This is a genomic window from Mangrovibacter yixingensis (assembly GCF_020523985.1).
Taxonomy (GTDB): Bacteria; Pseudomonadota; Gammaproteobacteria; order Enterobacterales; family Enterobacteriaceae; genus Mangrovibacter; species Mangrovibacter yixingensis.
Genome location: NZ_JAIVKM010000002.1, coordinates 216,931 through 236,114, shown reverse-complemented (window position 1 = coordinate 236,114; position 19,184 = coordinate 216,931). Strand labels below are relative to the sequence as shown.

15 protein-coding genes are annotated in these 19,184 nt (G+C 50.1%); 12 read left to right on the top strand and 3 right to left on the bottom strand.

Annotated elements, in window-relative coordinates; translation table 11 throughout:
* The first annotated feature begins 118 nt into the window (after positions 1-118).
* Positions 119-1,417 (top strand): phosphopyruvate hydratase, encoded by a 1,299-nt coding sequence (eno, locus tag LC084_RS11810; protein ID WP_226571420.1) that lies wholly within the window; start codon positions 119-121, stop codon positions 1,415-1,417.
* Between the two features lie 67 nt (positions 1,418-1,484).
* Here the strand turns inward: eno and LC084_RS11805 are convergent, their stop codons facing one another.
* The gene (locus LC084_RS11805) at positions 1,485-2,204 is read right to left on the bottom strand and encodes a GntR family transcriptional regulator (RefSeq protein ID WP_226571419.1); all 720 of its coding nucleotides are present in this window, start codon (positions 2,202-2,204) and stop codon (positions 1,485-1,487) included.
* A 247-nt stretch (positions 2,205-2,451) separates the two neighbouring features.
* On the opposite strand from LC084_RS11805, the gene mngA reads away from it, so the two are divergent.
* The 5 genes from mngA to queE all read left to right on the top strand — a co-directional run bounded on the left by mngA (position 2,452) and on the right by queE (position 10,291).
* Positions 2,452-4,395 (top strand): PTS 2-O-a-mannosyl-D-glycerate transporter subunit IIABC, encoded by a 1,944-nt coding sequence (gene mngA, locus LC084_RS11800; RefSeq protein ID WP_226571418.1) that lies wholly within the window; start codon positions 2,452-2,454, stop codon positions 4,393-4,395.
* Between the two features lie 91 nt (positions 4,396-4,486).
* A complete protein-coding gene (gene mngB / locus LC084_RS11795; RefSeq protein WP_226571417.1) occupies positions 4,487-7,129 on the top strand; it encodes a mannosylglycerate hydrolase in 2,643 nt (880 codons plus the stop codon).
* Positions 7,130-7,175: 46 nt separating this feature from the next.
* Positions 7,176-8,327, top strand: a complete 1,152-nt coding sequence (locus tag LC084_RS11790) for a glycerate kinase (protein WP_226571416.1) — start codon at positions 7,176-7,178, stop codon at positions 8,325-8,327.
* Position 8,328: 1 nt separating this feature from the next.
* Positions 8,329-9,510, top strand: coding sequence for a mannose-6-phosphate isomerase, class I (gene manA / locus LC084_RS11785; protein ID WP_226571415.1), 1,182 nt, complete (start codon positions 8,329-8,331; stop codon positions 9,508-9,510).
* A 109-nt stretch (positions 9,511-9,619) separates the two neighbouring features.
* Positions 9,620-10,291 (top strand): 7-carboxy-7-deazaguanine synthase QueE, encoded by a 672-nt coding sequence (queE, locus tag LC084_RS11780; protein ID WP_226571414.1) that lies wholly within the window; start codon positions 9,620-9,622, stop codon positions 10,289-10,291.
* A 40-nt stretch (positions 10,292-10,331) separates the two neighbouring features.
* Here the strand turns inward: queE and queD are convergent, their stop codons facing one another.
* Complete coding sequence (queD, locus tag LC084_RS11775; protein WP_226571413.1) at positions 10,332-10,697, bottom strand: 6-carboxytetrahydropterin synthase QueD; 366 nt, start codon at positions 10,695-10,697, stop codon at positions 10,332-10,334.
* A gap of 518 nt (positions 10,698-11,215) precedes the next feature.
* Between queD and cysJ the strand changes: the two genes are divergently transcribed.
* From cysJ to LC084_RS11755, 5 genes are all read left to right on the top strand, one after another.
* Positions 11,216-13,024, top strand: coding sequence for an NADPH-dependent assimilatory sulfite reductase flavoprotein subunit (gene cysJ / locus LC084_RS11770; RefSeq protein WP_226571412.1), 1,809 nt, complete (start codon positions 11,216-11,218; stop codon positions 13,022-13,024).
* The gene (gene cysI, locus LC084_RS11765) at positions 13,024-14,736 is read left to right on the top strand and encodes an assimilatory sulfite reductase (NADPH) hemoprotein subunit (protein WP_226571411.1); all 1,713 of its coding nucleotides are present in this window, start codon (positions 13,024-13,026) and stop codon (positions 14,734-14,736) included. Before cysJ ends, cysI begins: the two co-directional genes overlap by 1 nt.
* 13 nt (positions 14,737-14,749) lie before the next feature.
* Positions 14,750-15,484, top strand: coding sequence for a phosphoadenosine phosphosulfate reductase (gene cysH / locus LC084_RS11760; protein WP_226571410.1), 735 nt, complete (start codon positions 14,750-14,752; stop codon positions 15,482-15,484).
* 258 nt (positions 15,485-15,742) lie between these two features.
* A complete protein-coding gene (locus tag LC084_RS23230; RefSeq protein ID WP_264193501.1) occupies positions 15,743-15,868 on the top strand; it encodes a hypothetical protein in 126 nt (41 codons plus the stop codon).
* Between the two features lie 7 nt (positions 15,869-15,875).
* Positions 15,876-16,571, top strand: a complete 696-nt coding sequence (locus tag LC084_RS11755) for a FadR/GntR family transcriptional regulator (RefSeq protein ID WP_226571409.1) — start codon at positions 15,876-15,878, stop codon at positions 16,569-16,571.
* 191 nt (positions 16,572-16,762) lie between these two features.
* Here LC084_RS11755 and LC084_RS11750 read toward each other — a convergent pair whose 3' ends face one another.
* Positions 16,763-17,830 carry an aminopeptidase gene (locus LC084_RS11750; protein WP_226571408.1) on the bottom strand — a complete coding sequence of 356 codons (1,068 nt, stop codon included), beginning with the start codon at positions 17,828-17,830 and terminating at the stop codon, positions 16,763-16,765.
* A 441-nt stretch (positions 17,831-18,271) separates the two neighbouring features.
* Here LC084_RS11750 and cysD point away from each other — a divergent pair, with 441 nt between their 5' ends.
* A complete protein-coding gene (gene cysD / locus LC084_RS11745; protein ID WP_036102540.1) occupies positions 18,272-19,180 on the top strand; it encodes a sulfate adenylyltransferase subunit CysD in 909 nt (302 codons plus the stop codon).
* Positions 19,181-19,184: the final 4 nt, after the last annotated feature.

Below are 19,184 nucleotides of genomic sequence, written 5' to 3'. Positions count from 1 at the left end.
GGGACCTGGTGATTGTGCCGGGTTACCTGGAACGCTTGCGGGCTAAAGCAGTTGTAATAGGCTACACTGGCGCGTTGTTGTCTGGAGTTTTAGTTTAACTTGTACTGAGGAAAACCTAATGTCCAAAATCGTTAAAGTCATCGGTCGTGAAATCATCGACTCTCGTGGTAACCCGACTGTTGAAGCCGAAGTTCACCTGGAAGGCGGTTTCGTAGGCATGGCTGCAGCCCCGTCAGGTGCTTCCACTGGTTCCCGCGAAGCGCTGGAACTGCGCGATGGCGACAAATCCCGTTTCATGGGTAAAGGCGTAACCAAAGCTGTTGCTGCGGTAAATGGCCCGATTGCTCAGGCTGTTCTGGGTAAAGACGCTAAAGATCAAGCTGCTATCGACCAGATCATGATCGATCTGGATGGTACTGAAAACAAATCTAACTTCGGTGCTAACGCAATCCTGGCTGTGTCTCTGGCTAACGCCAAAGCTGCCGCTGCTGCTAAAGGCATGCCGTTGTACGAACACATCTCTGAACTGAACGGCACTCCGGGTAAATACTCCATGCCGCTGCCAATGATGAACATCATCAACGGTGGTGAACACGCTGATAACAACGTGGACATCCAGGAATTCATGATTCAGCCTGTTGGCGCTAAAACTGTTAAAGAAGCGATCCGTATCGGTTCTGAAGTTTTCCACAACCTGGCTAAAGTTCTGAAATCCAAAGGCATGAACACTGCTGTTGGTGACGAAGGTGGCTATGCGCCTAACCTGGGTTCTAACGCAGAAGCACTGGCTGTTATTGCTGAAGCTGTTAAAGCTGCTGGCTATGAGCTGGGCAAAGACGTTACTCTGGCTATGGACTGTGCTGCTTCTGAATTCTACAAAGACGGCAAATATGTTCTGGCTGGCGAAGGTAACAAAGCGTTCACTTCTGAAGAGTTCACTCACTTCCTGGAAGACCTGACCAAACAGTACCCGATCGTATCTATCGAAGACGGTCTGGACGAATCTGACTGGGATGGTTTTGCATACCAGACTAAAGCTCTGGGCAACAAAATCCAGCTGGTTGGTGACGATCTGTTCGTAACCAACACCAAAATCCTGAAAGAAGGTATCGAAAAAGGTATCGCTAACTCCATCCTGATCAAATTCAACCAGATCGGTTCTCTGACCGAAACTCTGGCTGCTATCAAGATGGCGAAAGATGCTGGCTACACTGCCGTTATCTCTCACCGTTCAGGCGAAACTGAAGATGCAACCATCGCTGACCTGGCGGTAGGTACTGCTGCAGGCCAGATCAAAACTGGTTCTATGAGCCGTTCTGACCGTGTTGCTAAATACAACCAGCTGATTCGTATTGAAGAAGCTCTGGGTGACCGCGCACCGTTCAACGGTCTGAAAGAAGTGAAAGGCCAGGCTTAATCGTCTGCTCTTTTACTGAAAAAACCCGCTTCGGCGGGTTTTTTTGTGTCTGAATTTGAGCTGGCACCTATTCCCGGTGGCGTTTAGCCACAACGGTGAAACGGTATTCATCGGGCCGGAAGTAATTTCGGCTGTATTCAAACACAACATCGCCTTGCAGATAACCGCGGGTTCTTTTTTCAATAATTGGCCGTCCGGCATCAATTTGCAACAACGCTGCAATATCTGGCTCCGGTAATACCGGCAATAACTCCTGTTCACTACGATCGATGATAAGCCCTTTATGCTGTTCAATAAATTCGTATTTGGAGCCTTTCATCACCTGGTAGGTTAAATCGGGAAACATTTCTGCGGGCAGCCAGGTCTCTTCAACTGTGATTGGTGTGGTATCTAAAAATCGCACCCGTTTGACATAAAAAATCTTCTCACCTTTGGTTAGGTTCAGTTGCTCGGCCTGCGTAATACTAGCTTGCTGGATTTCAAATGCCAGAACTTCACTGTGAGTGACGCCTTTCAGGTGCGTCCATTTCTCAGCAAAGCTACTTTGCTGGTCAATATCGTAATTGACTTTAGGGGCCTTCACATAGGTACCGCTACCCTGAATACTTTCGAGTTCGTTGTTTTCAATGAGCAACTTGAGAGCCTGCCGTACAGTAACTCTGCTGACAGAAAACACTTCACGCAACTGCGCTTCAGTCGGCAACGCTTCATTCACGGGATACTCACCAGTGTGAATCTTTGCACGAATATCATTGGCGATACGGCGGTAGAGCGGAAGTCTGGTCATGGTTTTCAGTGGTTATCATTTTGGTGAAGTCATCGTTTTCGTGTTCACCGGGGCTGAAGGCATATTTGTATAGTACAAATATCATTAATTGAAACAAGTCGTGCCGTCTCGTTTGCTGTACTTTTCTTAAATTTAATACAAAAACAATACCAATTTCTGATTTTGAGATCATCATCAAGACGTATTTGTATTTTAAATGTATTATTTTGGAAACTTGATTACCTCAATGGATGCAGGGATATCTGTTATGAATCTGACCTCACTGACTTGCCCTGAGCTGATAACGCTACAAACAACGTTTCTGAGCCGTGAAGACGCAATCAATGCGATGGCTGAACAGCTCGATCAGCAAGGGAAATTGCACGATAAAAACGCATTTTTACAGGCAGTATTTGCCAGGGAAGAACAAGGCCCGACCGCTTTAGGTGAAGGGCTGGCAGTACCGCACGGTAAAACAGATGCCGTAAAGGAAGCGGCCTTTGCAGTAGCAACATTACGTGAGCCCCTTACCTGGCAAGGGATTGATGAAGATGAAGAGGTTAATCTCATCTTTCTTCTTGCCATTCCCAATGCAGAGGCTGGCTCTACACATATGCAACTTCTGACCGCGCTTACTACGGCACTGGTTGATGACGATATTCGGGCTGGCGTCTCCAGCGCCACGTCTGCTGAAACATTGCTCGCATTGCTCAGTCAGGAGGCAACAGATACCCAGCCTGTAGTTGAAAGTGAGGTTGTGTCAGCAGCGGGCAATGCGCCAGTTATTGTGTGTGTTACTGCTTGTCCGGCCGGTATTGCTCATACTTACATGGCTGCAGAATACCTGGAAAAAACCGGCAAAAAGCTGGGCTATCGGGTGTTTGTGGAAAAACAAGGCGCCAACGGCATTGAAGACAGACTGAGTGCGGAACAAATCCAGCAAGCCCGGGCTGTGGTGTTTGCCACTGAGGTGGCCGTGAAAGAGATTGAGCGCTTCGAAGGGTTGCCACGTATTGAAGTCCCGGTGGCTGAGCCAATCAAACATGCTGAACGCATACTCAAAGAAGCGGCGCAACAAGAGCGTGGTCAGGCGGCACAACCAGTAGCAACCAGCACTTCAGCTCGTAAGCCTTCAGTGAAAACAGAATTGAAGCAGGCACTTCTCTCTGGCATCTCTTATGCGGTACCGCTGATTGTTGCTGGCGGTACTGTACTGGCCGTTGCCGTCCTGATTGCTCAAATGTTTGACCTTCAGTCTGTGTATGGTGAAGAAGGCTCATGGCTGTGGATGTACCGGCAATTGGGTGGTGGATTACTGGGTACATTGATGGTTCCCGTACTCGCCGCCTATACCGCTTATTCTCTGGCTGATAAACCTGCTTTGGGGCCAGGGTTTGCGGCTGGCGTTGCTGCAAACCTGATTGGTTCAGGCTTTCTTGGCGGTGTCGTCGGTGGGTTGATAGCAGGCTATGTGATGCGCTGGATTAAACAGCATATCCGCCTCAACCCCGCGTTTAATGGTTTTCTGACATTCTATCTCTATCCGGTGCTTGGCACTCTGGTTACCGGTTCCTTAATGCTGTTTGTCATTGGCAAACCTGTCGCAATGCTCAACCACGGTTTAACGGAATGGTTGAATAGTTTGTCTGGCACCAATGCATTGTTGTTAGGGGCATTGATTGGCCTCTTCGTTTCCTTTGACCTGGGTGGGCCGGTCAACAAGGCAGCCTATGCCTTTTGCCTGGGGGCGATGGCAAATGGTGTTTTTGGGCCTTACGCCATCTTTGGTTCAGTAAAAATGGTCTCCGCATTTACGGTAACCGCATCAACATTACTTGCTCCTCGCCTGTTTAAAGATTTTGAAATTGAAACGGGCAAGTCAACCTGGTTATTGGGGCTGGCCGGAATCACTGAAGGTGCCATTCCTATGGCAATTGAAGACCCGGTACGAGTCATTGGTTCCTTTTTGCTGGGGTCTGTGGTCACCGGGGCAATGATAGGTGCTGCTGGTATTGGGCTTTCAACACCAGGTGCCGGGATCTTCTCACTGTTTTTGCTCCACGATGCCGGGATAGGCAAGTTGGCGGCGGCTGCAATTTGGTTGGGTGCTGCGTTAGTAGGAACGGTGATTTCCACACTGACCCTTATTCTGTGGCGCGGGCATGCAATGAAGAACGGTAAGTTCAAAACCAACGTTTCCACGCAATCGTAATTGAGAAACAAAGGTGCCGCCTGCATATTCCAGGCGTGCGCCTTTGTACTGGAACAATTTTCGTTATTCAACAGGTGTAAAGGATTCACTTATGGCACTCTCTCGCGTTCACATCACTCCACATATGCACTGGGATCGGGAGTGGTATTTCACTACTGAAGAATCTCGTATTTTGCTGATCAACAATATGGAAGAAATTCTTGGTCGGCTGGAAACAGACACTGATTACCGTTATTACGTCCTCGATGGGCAAACTGCTATTCTGGAAGATTATTTCGCTATCAAACCGGAAAATAAAACCCGGGTAAAAGCGCTGGTTGAGGCCGGGAAATTAATTATCGGCCCGTGGTATACGCAAACGGATACCATGCAAGTCTCTGGTGAGTCGATTGTGCGTAATATGATGTATGGCATGCGAGATTGCCTGTCATTTGGCGAACCGATGAAAATAGGCTATTTGCCTGATTCTTTTTCCATGAGTGCTCAGTTACCCATGATTTACAATGGGTTTGGTATTCAGAATGCCATGTTTTGGCGTGGGTGTTCAGAGCGCCATGGCACCAACAAAACCGAATTTATCTGGCAATCCAGAGATGGTTCGTCAGTACTGGCACAGGTGTTACCACTGGGCTATGCCATTGGAAAGTATCTGCCGCAAGACAGTGTAGCTTTACGTGCGCGCCTGGATAAATACCTGCCTGTACTGGAAAATGCCAGCGTCACCCGCGATATTTTACTCCCCAATGGCCATGATCAAATGCCGTTGCAGCAGGATATATTTACGGTGATGGATGCATTACGCAAAACCTATCCAGACAGGCAGTTTGTTATGAGCCGCTTTGAGGATATTTTTGCCAGAATTGATGCTGTGCGCCATGAGCTGGATACTGTTCAGGGGGAGTTCAATGACGGCAAGTATATGCGTGTCCACCGGACAATCTCTTCTACGCGCATGGATATAAAACTTCTGCATGCTGTAGTAGAAAATAAAATAGTCAATATTCTGGAGCCACTGGCCGCCATTGCCTGGACGCTGGGATTCGACTATCACCATGGCCTTATCGAGAAAATGTGGAAAGAGAGCATGAAGAACCATGCCCATGACTCCATTGGCTGCTGCTGCTCAGACAAGGTACATGCTGAAATTCTGAATCGGTATATTCTTGCCGATGATATGGCGACCAATCTTATCAATTTCTATCAGCGTAAAATTGCCGACCACATGCCGCAACAGGAAGGGAATGACACACTGGTGTTATTCAATTTGCTACCGTATAGCCGGGAAACGGTCATTAATACTACGGTCACCTTACGGGCGAAAAAATTCAATATTGTTGATGGCGATGGGAATCCGGTGCCTTATTTCATTCGCTCACAGCGCGAAATAGACCCAGGGCAGATTGACCGCCAGATAGTGCATTACGGCAACTATGACCCGTTTGTTGAATATGACATCCAGTTGGTTCACGCTGTTCCGTCCATGGGGTTCACCACCCTGTATATTGAAGCAGATAAACAGCCTGCGCTGCAGTCACCTCAGTCAACTGATAACTGCCTGGAGAATGCCTGGTGCCGCATCACTGTAAACCCCAATGGCACACTCAAAATTGAAGATAAAGCAACGGGTAAGGTCTATGACCAGGCACTGCGCATAGAAGATGGTTCAGATGATGGTGATGAGTACGATTACTCACCATCGCGCCAGGAATGGTTGATTTATTCTGATGAATTTCCTGCAACCACCACCCTCTGTCATGAAGGGTTCCAGTCTGTTGCCACCATTTCACTGCGTATGGCAATCCCTACGAACCTGGCTGCACGCAATACTCGCGCTAACCAGGATGGTTATCTTGATGTGCAATATGAAGTTGTGCTCAAACAGCATTCTCCGCGCATTGAAGTTTCCGTCACGCTGGATAACCAGGCGGATGACCACCGTGTTCGCGTACTAATCCCTTGCCCATTTGCGGCAACGACCGTAACAGCAGATAACCAGTTTGGCTTTATTACCCGCCCAACAGAAGACCCTGCAATGCAGGTGTGGGAACAGGAAGGGTGGAAGGAAGCACCAGTACCTGTCTACCAAATGATGAATGTCGCGGCAGTAGAACATTCAACGGGGGGGATGGCAGTAATGACGAATGGCCTGCGCGAATTCGAAGTGATTGCCAGCCAGGCCGATAGCCCACGCGACACACTGGCGTTAACACTCTTGCGCGGTGTTGGCGTATTAGGCAAAGAGAACTTACTGCTGCGCCCTGGGCGTCCGTCTGGTATCAAAATTCCAACACCTGATTCCCAGACACGTGGAAAACTGGTGTGCCAGTTCACCCTGATGCCTTTTGCCGGAACTATCATCGAAGCGGGTGTTATGGCGCAAGCGCGTGAAAATAACACACCGATACAGTGCTACAACAAAATCCCTTATAACGCGATGAAGCTCAACGTAGCGGAGCGGAATATTCCGGCTACATACAGCCTGCTGCAAAAATCCCCCGAAGGCACCGTGCTCAGTGTATTGAAAAAAGCAGAGGATGCAGACGCACTGATTTTACGTGTGTACAACCCTTCGGAACAGGATGTACTTCAGGACGATCTTGTGACTTTCAACCACCCTATTTCCGGCTGGCAGGAAACGGGCCTGGATGAAATACCACGCGCAACTTCTGGCGCACAGAGCCATACAGGAGCACTGAAGCCCTGCCAGGTGAAAAGCTACCAGATTACGCTCTGACCTAAGTTCACAACGCATTCAGCAGGGAAGGAATAAGGATATCAGCATGAAAATTGTGATTGCGCCAGATTCGTTCAAAGAATCGCTCAGTGCAACTGAGGTATGCCAGTGTATTGAAACCGGTTTTCGTGACGTATACCCCAATGCACATTACCACCATTTGCCGTTGGCTGATGGTGGTGAGGGAACCCTGGATGTAATACTTGCAGGGGTACAAGGAGAAAAGCGGTTTAATACAGTCAAAGGGCCGATGGGGCAGCCAGTAAAGGCCAGTTGGGCCTTGCTGGAGCAGGGCAAAACGGCCGTGATCGAAGTGGCCGAGGCAGCCGGGCTGCATTTAGTCCCTCAATTGGAGAGAAACCCTGAACTGGCAACAACCTTTGGGGTCGGCGAGCTGATTAACACTGCACTCAATGAAGGTGTGAGCAAGATAATTATCGGGTTGGGTGGCAGTGCAACAAATGATGGTGGAGCCGGAATTATTCAGGCTCTGGGGGGGCGTTTATTGGATGCCAGCGGCCAGGATTTAGCGCCGGGAGCATTGGCGCTTCATGCTTTACATTCCCTGGATTTAAGTGCGGTAAACCCCCGGAGTGCCAGCGTTGAAATTGTACTTATGTGTGATGTAAACAACCCACTGACAGGTGCCCAGGGTGCCAGTCAGGTGTTTGCACCGCAAAAAGGTGCCAACCCACAACAAGTATCAATTCTTGATGATGCCTTGGTGCATTTTGCCAGAGTGGTTGAACGAGTGTCAGGGGTGGATTATACCGGGCGCACCGGGTTTGGTGCCGCCGGGGGGATCCCCCTTGGCCTCTCGGTGTTGTTTGCTACTCAGCTTCATTCGGGAATCGGCATGGTGCTGGATTTATTGCATGCTGAGCATGTGCTGACAGATGCAGATTTGGTGATTACCGGCGAAGGCAAAATGGATAACCAGACTCTTCAGGGAAAAGCGCCATTTGGTATCGCACAGCGAGCAAAAATGGCAGGGATACCCGTTATTGGTCTGGCGGGTAGCCTGGGGGAGTCGGTTGACGCACTTGATGAATATATGGATGCGTTGTTTGGCACAGTTCGTGCGCCTCAGGAATTAGCGGTGGCACTAAAAGAAGCACGCCACAATCTTATTCGCACGGCCCGAAATCTTGCCAGGATGCTGAAATTAGGGGAAACCCTTGCAGGGAGGCACGGATAATATGCTCTTTAAACTCAACAATGTAATACAACCCTTTGCATGGGGAAGTAAAACCATGCTGTCTCAATGGGCTGGGATCCCTAACCGGGATAATCAGCCGCAGGCAGAACTGTGGATGGGGGTTCATCCCTCGGGAGAATCCCGCGTAGCACAGACCAATGAACGCTTATCTGAGGTGATAGCGCGTGATATTCCTGGTGCTCTGGGCGACTATACCGCCAGGCATTTTGGGCAGCTCCCCTTTTTATTTAAGGTGCTGGCAGTAGACCAGCCTTTGTCGATTCAGGTACACCCTGATCTTGCCAGTGCTCGGGCTGGTTACCAGCAGGAAAGTGCCATGGGGTTAGCGCAAGATGCCCCAGAACGGCATTTCCACGATCCTAACCATAAACCGGAACTGGTGTATGCATTAACGCCCTTTAGCGCGCTGAATGGCTTTCGTACCTGGGAAGAGATTCAGTTACTGCTGGCTGATTTTAATTTGCCTTTTGTATCGTCACTGGCTTTGGCTGAACACAACGAAGGCTGCAATCGCCTGGAGAACCTGTTTAAAGCCGTGATGGCGTTGGATAGCGAACAGAAACAGCAGGTATTCCTGGCGCTGGATGCGTTCCTGGCAAAATCAGGCGGTTCCCATTTAGTGGAACAGGCCCGGGAGTTCATCAAGCCGCTACGGCAACTGCATCCGGATGATATCGGGGTTCTGGCTCCACTGTTTTTGAATATCGTGTTTCTTGAACCCGGTGAGGCGATGTTCCTGTATCCGCGCACGTTACATGCTTATGTCAGTGGGCTTGCATTAGAGGTGATGGCTAATTCCGATAACGTGTTACGCGCCGGGTTGACGCCGAAATATGTGGATGTCTCACAAGTGGTTGCCCATACCGACTTCCACTCATCCCCCGCTGAAAGCCTTAAGCTGGTGGCGCAAGAACAGGATGGCGTGAGGTTGTTCCCTGTTCCAGTGGAAGATTTCCGCTTCGCGGTTATCGCTCCGTCTCAGGACTGGCGTACACGATTTTTACGTGGCCCAGAAATCTTATTGTGCCTGGAAGGTGAGGTGACAATTCGCCACCAAAACACCCATATCTCACTGAGCGCCGGTGAATCGTTATTTGTTGGCAACAAGACTCTCACTTACGATTATCAGGGGAATGGCACCCTGGCCCGCGCTTATAATTAACCTGTAACCCGGTAGCTATTCGTGCGGCTACCGGAGTAATCAGCAATCACACATGATCTGCCCACCAGGATCTGCGATAATAACGGTTTATTCCTTTACTGAGTTGACTATGCAGTACCCGATTAATGAGATTTTCCAGACCTTGCAAGGCGAGGGTTACTTTACTGGCGTGCCAGCCATTTTTATTCGCTTACAGGGTTGCCCGGTTGGTTGCGCCTGGTGTGATACTAAACACACCTGGGATAAGCTCGCGGAACGGGAAGTCTCACTGTTTTCGGTCATGGCGAAAACGAAAGAGAGTGATAAGTGGGCGGCTTCAACGCCAGAAGAGTTGCTTGCAGTTGTTAACCGCCAGGGCTACACCGCACGCCATGTGGTGATAACCGGTGGTGAGCCTTGTATTCACGATTTAACGCCGCTTACTCAGTTACTGGAGCAACATGGTTACCAGTGCCAGATTGAAACCAGTGGTACGCATGAGGTGCTGGCAACGGAAAATACCTGGGTTACTGTCTCACCCAAAGTGAATATGCGCGGTGGTTATGATGTGTTGGGGCAGGCGCTGGTTCGGGCCGATGAAATCAAACACCCGGTAGGCCGGGGGCGTGATATCGAAGCGCTGGATGCCCTGCTTGCAACGCTCACTGATGAGAAACCGCGTATTATTGCGCTCCAGCCCATCAGCCAGAAAGAAGACGCCACTCGTTTATGTATTGAAACCTGCATTGAGCGTAACTGGCGGTTATCTATGCAGACGCATAAATACCTGAACATAGCCTGAGATGGGGGATGTGCCCCGTTTGGGGACACAAGGGGAAGGCTTAATCTTCGCCGCGGTAAACACAACCAGCGGTGCAAGTCTCTTTCACCATTACAGCACTCAACAAAGGTAACTGAGGCTTGAGTTGATCCCATACCCATTTTGCCAGCACTTCACTGGTGGGGTTTTCAAGCCCGGGAATGTCATTGAGATAATGGTGATCAAGGCGCTCCCAGGTCGGCTTAAATACGGCTTTGAGTTCGGCAAAATCAATAATCCAGCCGGTGTAAGGGTCAACTTCGCCGGTCACTTCCAGGCGCACCACAAAGGAATGCCCGTGTAAACGGCCGCATTTGTGGCCTTGCGGAACATGGGGGAGGCGGTGCGCCGCTTCAAATGTAAAATCTTTAAATAAGCTGGTAGCCATAGATAATCCTGGTAAAGCAAAAAAACCGCCGCATAGTACATTAAATGGCTGTTTTGCGCACTAACAATACTCGCCTTTATGCCAGTATTGAATCAGTGAATTTTTCTAATGTAGCGCAACAGGTGCTGATAAATTATTTTCCCCCCAATTCCGGGCACCAAACCTTGCCGGGCAGGCTATGGCACTTTGTTTAATTTTCATAAATAAAATCAAAGTATTAATCTACCAGTTTTACCGTTATTCATTACCTTAAAAAGTGATTAGTCAATTTGGTTATTTATTATTTCTATCACTTATTTAATTGTTATTATGCCCGCCGTTACCCTTATCGACATTGTCTTTATCAATAATGTCATTATCCGCCCCGGCTCTGCGCGGGTGCATACCTTCGGCAGCTTCACGCTGTGGCACCACGCGGAAGATAAGGCGACGGCTTTGAGCCAGTCAGCCTGAGTGATTTGGGGTTATTGACTGTTTATTTAAAACAGCCTCATTGTGCTACTGGAACATAACGACGCATGACAAAACAGGTCCCACCGACAGCGCTGCTTCCGCTTAGTCCGGAGCAACTGGCCCGCCTGCAGGCGGCAACGACAGATTTCACCCCAACCCAACTAGCATGGTTATCTGGCTATTTCTGGGGTCAGGTTAACCAGACTGGTGCTGCGGGCACTGTGGCAACTGCACCCGCGGCGGTACAAGCGCCTGCTGTGACTGTGCTCAGTGCTTCCCAAACCGGGAATGCCCGCCGCATAGCAGAGCAACTGCGTGACGACCTGCTGGCAGAAAAGATTAATGTGAAATTGGTCAGTGCGGGCGACTACAAATTCAAACAAATTGCCCAGGAAAAACTCTTACTGGTTGTTACCTCCACACAAGGTGAAGGCGAACCACCGGAAGAAGCTGTTGCACTGCATAAGTATTTATTCTCCAAAAAAGCCCCTAAATTGCCGGAAACGGCTTTTGCTGTTTTGGGCCTTGGCGATACCTCTTATGAGTTCTTTTGCCAGTCCGGGAAAGATTTCGACAGCAAATTGGCTGAGTTGGGCGCAGAGCGCCTGCTTGCGCGGGTTGATGCCGATGTTGAATACCAGCCTGCTGCAGAAGCCTGGCGTAAAGAAGTGGTCGCACTGCTGAAAGACCGTGTACCGGTTTCCAACGCAACCCCTTCAGCTGTGCTTGCCAGTGGTGCCGTCAATGAGGTTTACACCAGCCCTTACACCAAAGAAAACCCTCTCAGCGCTGCGCTGTCAGTAAACCAAAAAATCACCGGGCGCAATTCAGATAAAGACGTGCGCCACGTGGAAATCGACCTGGGTGAATCTGGCCTGCGTTATCAGCCTGGTGATGCACTGGGTGTGTGGTATCAGAATGACCCGGCACTGGTCAAAGAGTTGGTGGAACTGCTGTGGCTTAAAGGTGATGAGCCGGTAACTGTAGGCGATAACACCCTGCCACTGGCCGAAGCCCTGGAATGGCATTTTGAACTGACAGTGAATACCGCGGCGATTGTTGAAAAATATGCCACTTTAACCCGTAACGACGTTCTGCTGGATAAAGTGGGCGATAAAGCCAGCTTGCAGGCCTATGCCGCCAGTACACCTATTGTAGATATGGTTCGTTTTGCCCCGGCACAACTTGATGCTCAGGCTCTGATAAGCCTGCTGCGCCCATTGACGCCTCGCCTGTACTCCATTGCTTCTTCTCAGGCTGAAGTGGACACCGAAGTGCATATCACTGTTGGTGTTGTGCGTTACGACATCGAAGGCCGTGAGCGTACTGGTGGTGCATCTGGCTTCCTGGCAGACCGCCTTGAAGAAGATGGCGAAGTTCGTGTATTCATTGAACATAACGACAATTTCCGTTTGCCAGAAGACAACCAAACACCGGTTATTATGATTGGCCCAGGCACGGGGATTGCGCCTTTCCGCGCCTTTATGCAGCAACGTGCTGCGGACGGGGCTGAAGGGAAAAACTGGTTGTTCTTTGGCAACCCACATTTTACTGAAGATTTCCTGTACCAGGTTGAATGGCAGGCGCTGGTGAAAGAAGGCGTCCTGAATCAGATAGACCTGGCCTGGTCACGCGACCAGGACCATAAAATTTACGTACAAGATAAACTGCGTGAACAGGGCGCAGAACTGTGGCGCTGGATTAACGAAGGCGCACACATTTATGTCTGTGGCGATGCATCCCGTATGGCAAAGGATGTTGAACAGGCTTTACTGGACGTGATTGCCACTTATGGTGATATGGACACCGAAGCGGCAGACGAATATTTAAGTGAGCTGCGCCTGGCGCGCCGTTATCAGCGAGATGTCTACTAATGAGTGAAAAACATCCTGGACCCTTGGTGGTTGAAGGCAAACTGGCCGATGCAGAACGCCTGAAACTTGACAGCAACTTCCTGCGCGGAACTATTGCTGAAGATTTGAATGATGGCCTGACGGGCGGTTTCCATGGCGACAACTTCCTGCTGATCCGCTTTCACGGCATGTATCAGCAGGATGACCGCGATATCCGTGCTGAGCGTGCTGAACAGAAACTGGAACCACGCCATGCCATGATGCTGCGCTGCCGCCTGCCTGGTGGTGTGATGTCGCCACAACAGTGGCTGGCAATTGAAGAGTTTGCTGGTGAAGAAACCCTGTATGGCAGCGTTCGCCTCACCAACCGACAGACTTTTCAGTTCCATGGCATTCTGAAAAAAGATCTGAAATCTGCGCACCAGTTGTTGCACAAAGTTGGCCTGGATTCCCTGGCGACGGCTAACGATGTTAACCGTAATGTGTTGTGTACTTCCAACCCGGTGGAATCCCGCTTGCATGAGCAAGCCTATGCCTGGGCGAAGAAAATTTCTGAACACTTGCTGCCGCGCACCCGTGCTTATGCAGAAATCTGGCTGGATCAGGAAAAAGTTGCTACTACCGATGAAGAGCCGATTTTAGGTGCCACTTACTTGCCACGTAAATTCAAAACAACCGTGGTAGTTCCACCGCAAAACGACGTTGACCTTCATGCCAACGACATGAACTTTATTGCGATTGCGGAAAACGGTGAGTTGGTTGGCTTTAACTTGTTAGTTGGCGGTGGCTTGTCTATCGACCACGGTAACAAGAAAACCTATGCGCGCACCGCAAGTGAATTTGGTTTTATCCCACTGGAGCACACTCTGGCTGTTGCAGAAGCCGTTGTGACCACGCAGCGCGACTGGGGTAACCGTACAGACCGTAAAAACGCGAAAACTAAGTACACCCTGGAACGTGTGGGTGTCGATGTGTTTAAAGCAGAAGTTGAGCGCCGTGCCGGTATCACCTTTGCGCCAATTCGCCCGTATGAATTTACTGGCCGTGGCGACCGTATTGGCTGGGTGAAAGGCATTGACGACAAATGGCACCTGACTCTGTTTATCGAAAATGGTCGAATCCTGGATTATCCGGGCCGCCCACTGAAAACAGGGCTGCGTGAAATTGCCCGTATTCATAAAGGTGACTTCCGCCTGACTGCCAACCAGAACCTGATTGTTGCAGGCGTGCCGGAAAGCGACAAAGCAGCGATTGAGAAACTGGCGCGTGACCATGGCCTGATGAACAGCGTAACCCCCCAGCGCGAAAACGCGATGGCGTGTGTATCGTTCCCAACCTGCCCACTGGCAATGGCCGAAGCAGAACGCTTCCTGCCAGGCTTTGTAGACCAGGTGGATGACATCATGGCGAAACATGGTATGAGCGAAGAGCATATCGTATTGCGTGTAACCGGGTGCCCGAATGGCTGTGGCCGTGCACTGCTGGCCGAAGTGGGGTTAATTGGTAAAGCACCTGGCCGTTATAACCTGTACATTGGCGGTAACCGTAACGGCACACGTATTCCACGTATGTACCGTGAAAATATCACTGATGCTGAAATCGTTGGCATCATTGATACCCTGGTTGGCCAGTGGGCGGAACAGCGTGAACCTGATGAAGGGTTTGGTGATTTTGCGGTGCGTACTGGTATTGTGCGCCCGGTACTGGACCCGGCTCGGGATTTCTGGGAATAACCTGGAGGTAAATATGGCTACGTTTGACAGAGATGCGCTGAATGCGCTGCCCAAAGCTGAGCGCATAATGGAGCTGGCTGAAACTAATAATCAACTGGAAAAGCTGACCGCTGAGCAGCGCGTCACCTGGGCGCTGGAAAACCTGAGTGGTGAGTTTGTGCTCTCTTCCAGCTTTGGTATTCAGGCGGCGATGTGCCTGCATCTGGTCACGCAGCAATATCCGGATATCCCGGTTATCCTTACGGATACCGGTTATTTGTTTCCGGAAACCTACCAGTTTATTGATGAGCTGACGGACAAGCTCAAACTTAACCTGAAAGTATACCGGGCTGAACAAAGCCCGGCCTGGCAGGAAGCGCGTTACGGTAAATTGTGGGAGCAGGGTGTTGAAGGCATTGAGAAATACAATACTCTCAACAAAGTAGAACCCATGAACCGTGCGCTCAAAGAGCTGGACGCAGGCACCTGGTTTGCCGGGTTGCGCCGTGAGCAGTCTGGCAGCCGTGCCGGGTTGCCGGTGCTGGCTATCCAGCGTGAAGTGTTTAAGATCCTGCCGATAATCGACTGGGATAACCGCCAGGTTTACCAGTACCTGACGGAACATGGCCTGAAATATCATCCACTGTGGGACCAGGGTTACCTCTCTGTAGGTGATACCCATACCACCCGCAAATGGGAGCCGGGCATGGCAGAAGAAGAAACACGTTTCTTCGGCCTGAAACGGGAATGTGGCCTGCACGAAGGTTAATAGCTGTAAACCGCACTGGGTAGCATTTCCGGTGCGGTTTTGTTTTACATCAACCACTCTACTGACTCCCAGCCACTGACCTCTCGCCGCATTCGCTTACCCCTTGGTGTTGTTAACTGTTAGAAAATCTGTATCTCAATGATTAATTAGTCATACTAATAAATGGATTGGTGTCACAATTTTTTGATGCTTATGGTTTTATTATCGCAATCCACTGTATGTGCCGTTATAAATAGTATGACTAATTAAAAGGAGCGAATGATGCTTAACGGCTTACATGGAAAGCGGGTTTTGATTACAGGCAGCACGGCGGATGTTGGCCTGGCAACTGCCCATTTTGCCAGCCCCTGTGCTACACTGCGCCCCTTCCTGAATCAGGTATAAGAGTCAGATGCAATTTACCGCCATAAGCACGACACAACGCGGCCTTGACGGGCTGATCGCACGAGATATCGCCCGCCGGATCCTGTCTGGCGAATTACCTCCTGGTACGGTTTTACCCAGTGAAGTTGAATTGGGCGAACAACTGGGTGTCAGCCGCACTGCGCTGCGGGAAGCGTTAAAACAACTCACTTCAAAGGGCCTGATTGAATCACGCCCGAAAACCGGTACACGGGTCAGGCCCAGAATCAGTTGGAATATTCTGGATGCGCAATTACTGGACTGGATGTCGGGTATGGATGGCACACTGGAAATGTACCACCAGTTCCTGGATTTCCGCCGGGTGATTGAACCCCATGCCACCAAACTCGCGGCGGAAAATGCCACTACTGAGCAGCGTATTGAGTTATCTCGCGTTTATGATGAGCTTTGCCAACGTGCCCGTGATTTTTCCCCAGAAGAGTGGGTGGAAGTGGACACGCGTTTTCACAGCCTGATCTTCCAGGCCTCTGGTAACTGTTTTTATCTGCCGTTTGGAAATTTGCTGACTACGGTATTTAAATGGTTTATCAGCCATTCTTCCCGTGATGGTGGCATGTGCCTTGCTGAACATCACCAGATTTATAAAGCGATTATGATGGCCGATGGAGAAGCAGCGTATCAGGCCTCACTTGCGTTGATGAATGCGAAAAGGCACCGCCTGTAACGGATGTTAACCAGTTTCCAGGGTTTTGGCACTGGTTACGTCTGTTTTCAGGCAGTGAACAGTTGGGTATCAAACCCGAAGTGGCTTGCTTTCCAACACTATGTTGCTGGCAACACGCTGCCCATGTAGATGCAGGCAACATTCATTCATTGCGTTTTATCTGCCATTTCCCCAGTTGTTGGTAATCATCCTCATACTTTTCTCTTTTTATTGGTATGGCTGATGTGCGGGTTTGCCAAATCTTCAACCAGTGGCAACATCACTTTCATCACTGCCCGTGTTCGCTTTTCAACCTGTCCGGGTAGCCAGTGATCCAGATATTGTTGGTTATCTCTGGTAATATCGTGGCGGCTGGTACCTGCCGGGAATGCTTTACTCCGGGGGCGTTGCTGTTTCCCGTCGTGCTGGCCGAGCGACCAGTCTGTTGCCTCAACGGCCAATACAGGAATACCTGCTTTATCAAAGACACTGGCATCATGAGCCGGGCCGGTACCTTTTGGCCATGAGGGAGAAAGACCGGGGCTGGTTAATGCACGAATACCAAGCTGGCGTGCCAGAGTAAGTGCCCGGTCGCGGGTGAGTTTACGCACAGCAACCGGCGTGTTCTTCCCACTGTTAAAGTAGATATGTTCACCGACAATCAGGTTACTGAGGTTAATCACTAACAGCGTGTTGCGCTTTTCTTTTGCGCTCATGCGAGACAGGTAATCTTCTGCGCCTGAATGGCTGGTGTATTCACCACTGGTGGCAATAAATCGCAGCGTATAACGGGTCTTCACATGCTGTAAACGTTGAGCCAGCTCCAGCATTACCCCCAGCCCGGAAGCATTATCGTCTATTCCCTGCAATGTGAGCCCACCCAGGTTATTGTCGCTGTCGCTGTCGCTGTGTGGTGCGTAGGTGTCGAGGTGCGCCATAATAATTATCTGCTCGGGCAGTTCACCTTCACGCGCGGCAATTACCGTACTACCCGTGACATTTTGCCAGGTCTTATTCCCTTCTTTGCTGGTGTAGGTATAGCGGCTATGGAACTGGCGAACATTGCTCTGGTAGCCCCATTGCTGAAATTGTTGCTGAAGGTACTCTGCCGAAAGCATTTCGGCCGGGGAGCCGGTCATGCGGCCGGGAAAAACAGTAGCGAGGTGGCGGGCTTGCAAACTGGCGGTTTCACCCAGAGCAGGCTCTTTGGCGAAGACAGCAAACGAGCAGCATACGCCCAGGGCGATAACTATCGCTGAATGGCGCAATGCGGAAAGCATAGTAGTTCCTTTATCCTGTTCAATTTAACTTACATACAACTGGCGAATATAGTATGAAACTGTTGGTGGCAGGTGACAATTTCATTTATGCCGAAAAGCACTGAAACCTTTTTTTGAGCACTTTTTGTTGTTATTCCAGCGCGGCGTTATTCCATTGTGGAACTACTCATTCCAATTCGTCATTTCATTCATTTTTAGCTGACCCCTATAGTCCTTCTATCACCCGGTTGTATTGGAGTTTGACGTTTGCGGAATCTTCCTGCCCCGGTGGCTGGTACATCCTGGCCTGCCATCACGTTCTGACCCTGCATACAGCTTAGCGGTATAAAACTCGCGCTCCCGGAAACACAGCCTGTCGGGCGCATTTTTGCATTCACCTGGCAACACAATACAGACGAAAGCCCCTGTACTTTCGCCTTGAATCTGTCTTAAGGAAGGGTTATGGACCAAAAACGACTTACCCATTTGCGGTTACTGGAAGCGGAAAGCATCCATATTATCCGTGAAGTGGCTGCTGAATTCGCCAATCCGGTCATGCTGTATTCTATCGGTAAGGATTCATCGGTGATGCTGCACCTGGCTCGTAAGGCGTTCTTCCCCGGAACCCTGCCGTTTCCTCTGCTGCATGTCGATACCGGCTGGAAATTCCGTGAAATGTATGAATTCCGCGATCGCACAGCGAAAGAATATGGTTTTGAATTGCTGGTGCACCGTAACCCGGAAGGCCTGGCCATGGGGATTAACCCCTTTGTTCACGGTAGCGCCAAACATACCGATATCATGAAAACCGAGGGCCTGAAGCAGGCACTGAACAAATACGGTTTTGATGCCGCGTTCGGTGGCGCACGCCGCGATGAAGAAAAATCCCGCGCCAAAGAGCGTATCTACTCTTTCCGTGACCGCTTCCACCGTTGGGATCCGAAAAACCAGCGCCCGGAATTGTGGCATAACTACAATGGCCAGGTTAACAAAGGCGAGAGTATTCGTGTGTTCCCGTTATCCAACTGGACTGAGCTGGATATCTGGCAGTATATCTACCTGGAAAATATTGAAATTGTCCCGCTTTACCTGGCTGCAGAACGCCCGGTGCTGGAGCGCGACGGCATGCTGATGATGATTGACGATGACCGGATCGATTTACAGCCGGGAGAAGTTATCAAACAGCGTATGGTACGTTTCCGTACTCTCGGATGCTGGCCTCTGACAGGCGCGGTTGACTCAACGGCTGCCACACTGCCTGAAATTATCGAAGAAATGCTGGTGTCCACCACCAGTGAACGGCAGGGGCGTGTAATTGACCGCGACCAGGCGGGCTCAATGGAGCTCAAAAAACGTCAGGGTTATTTCTAAGGAG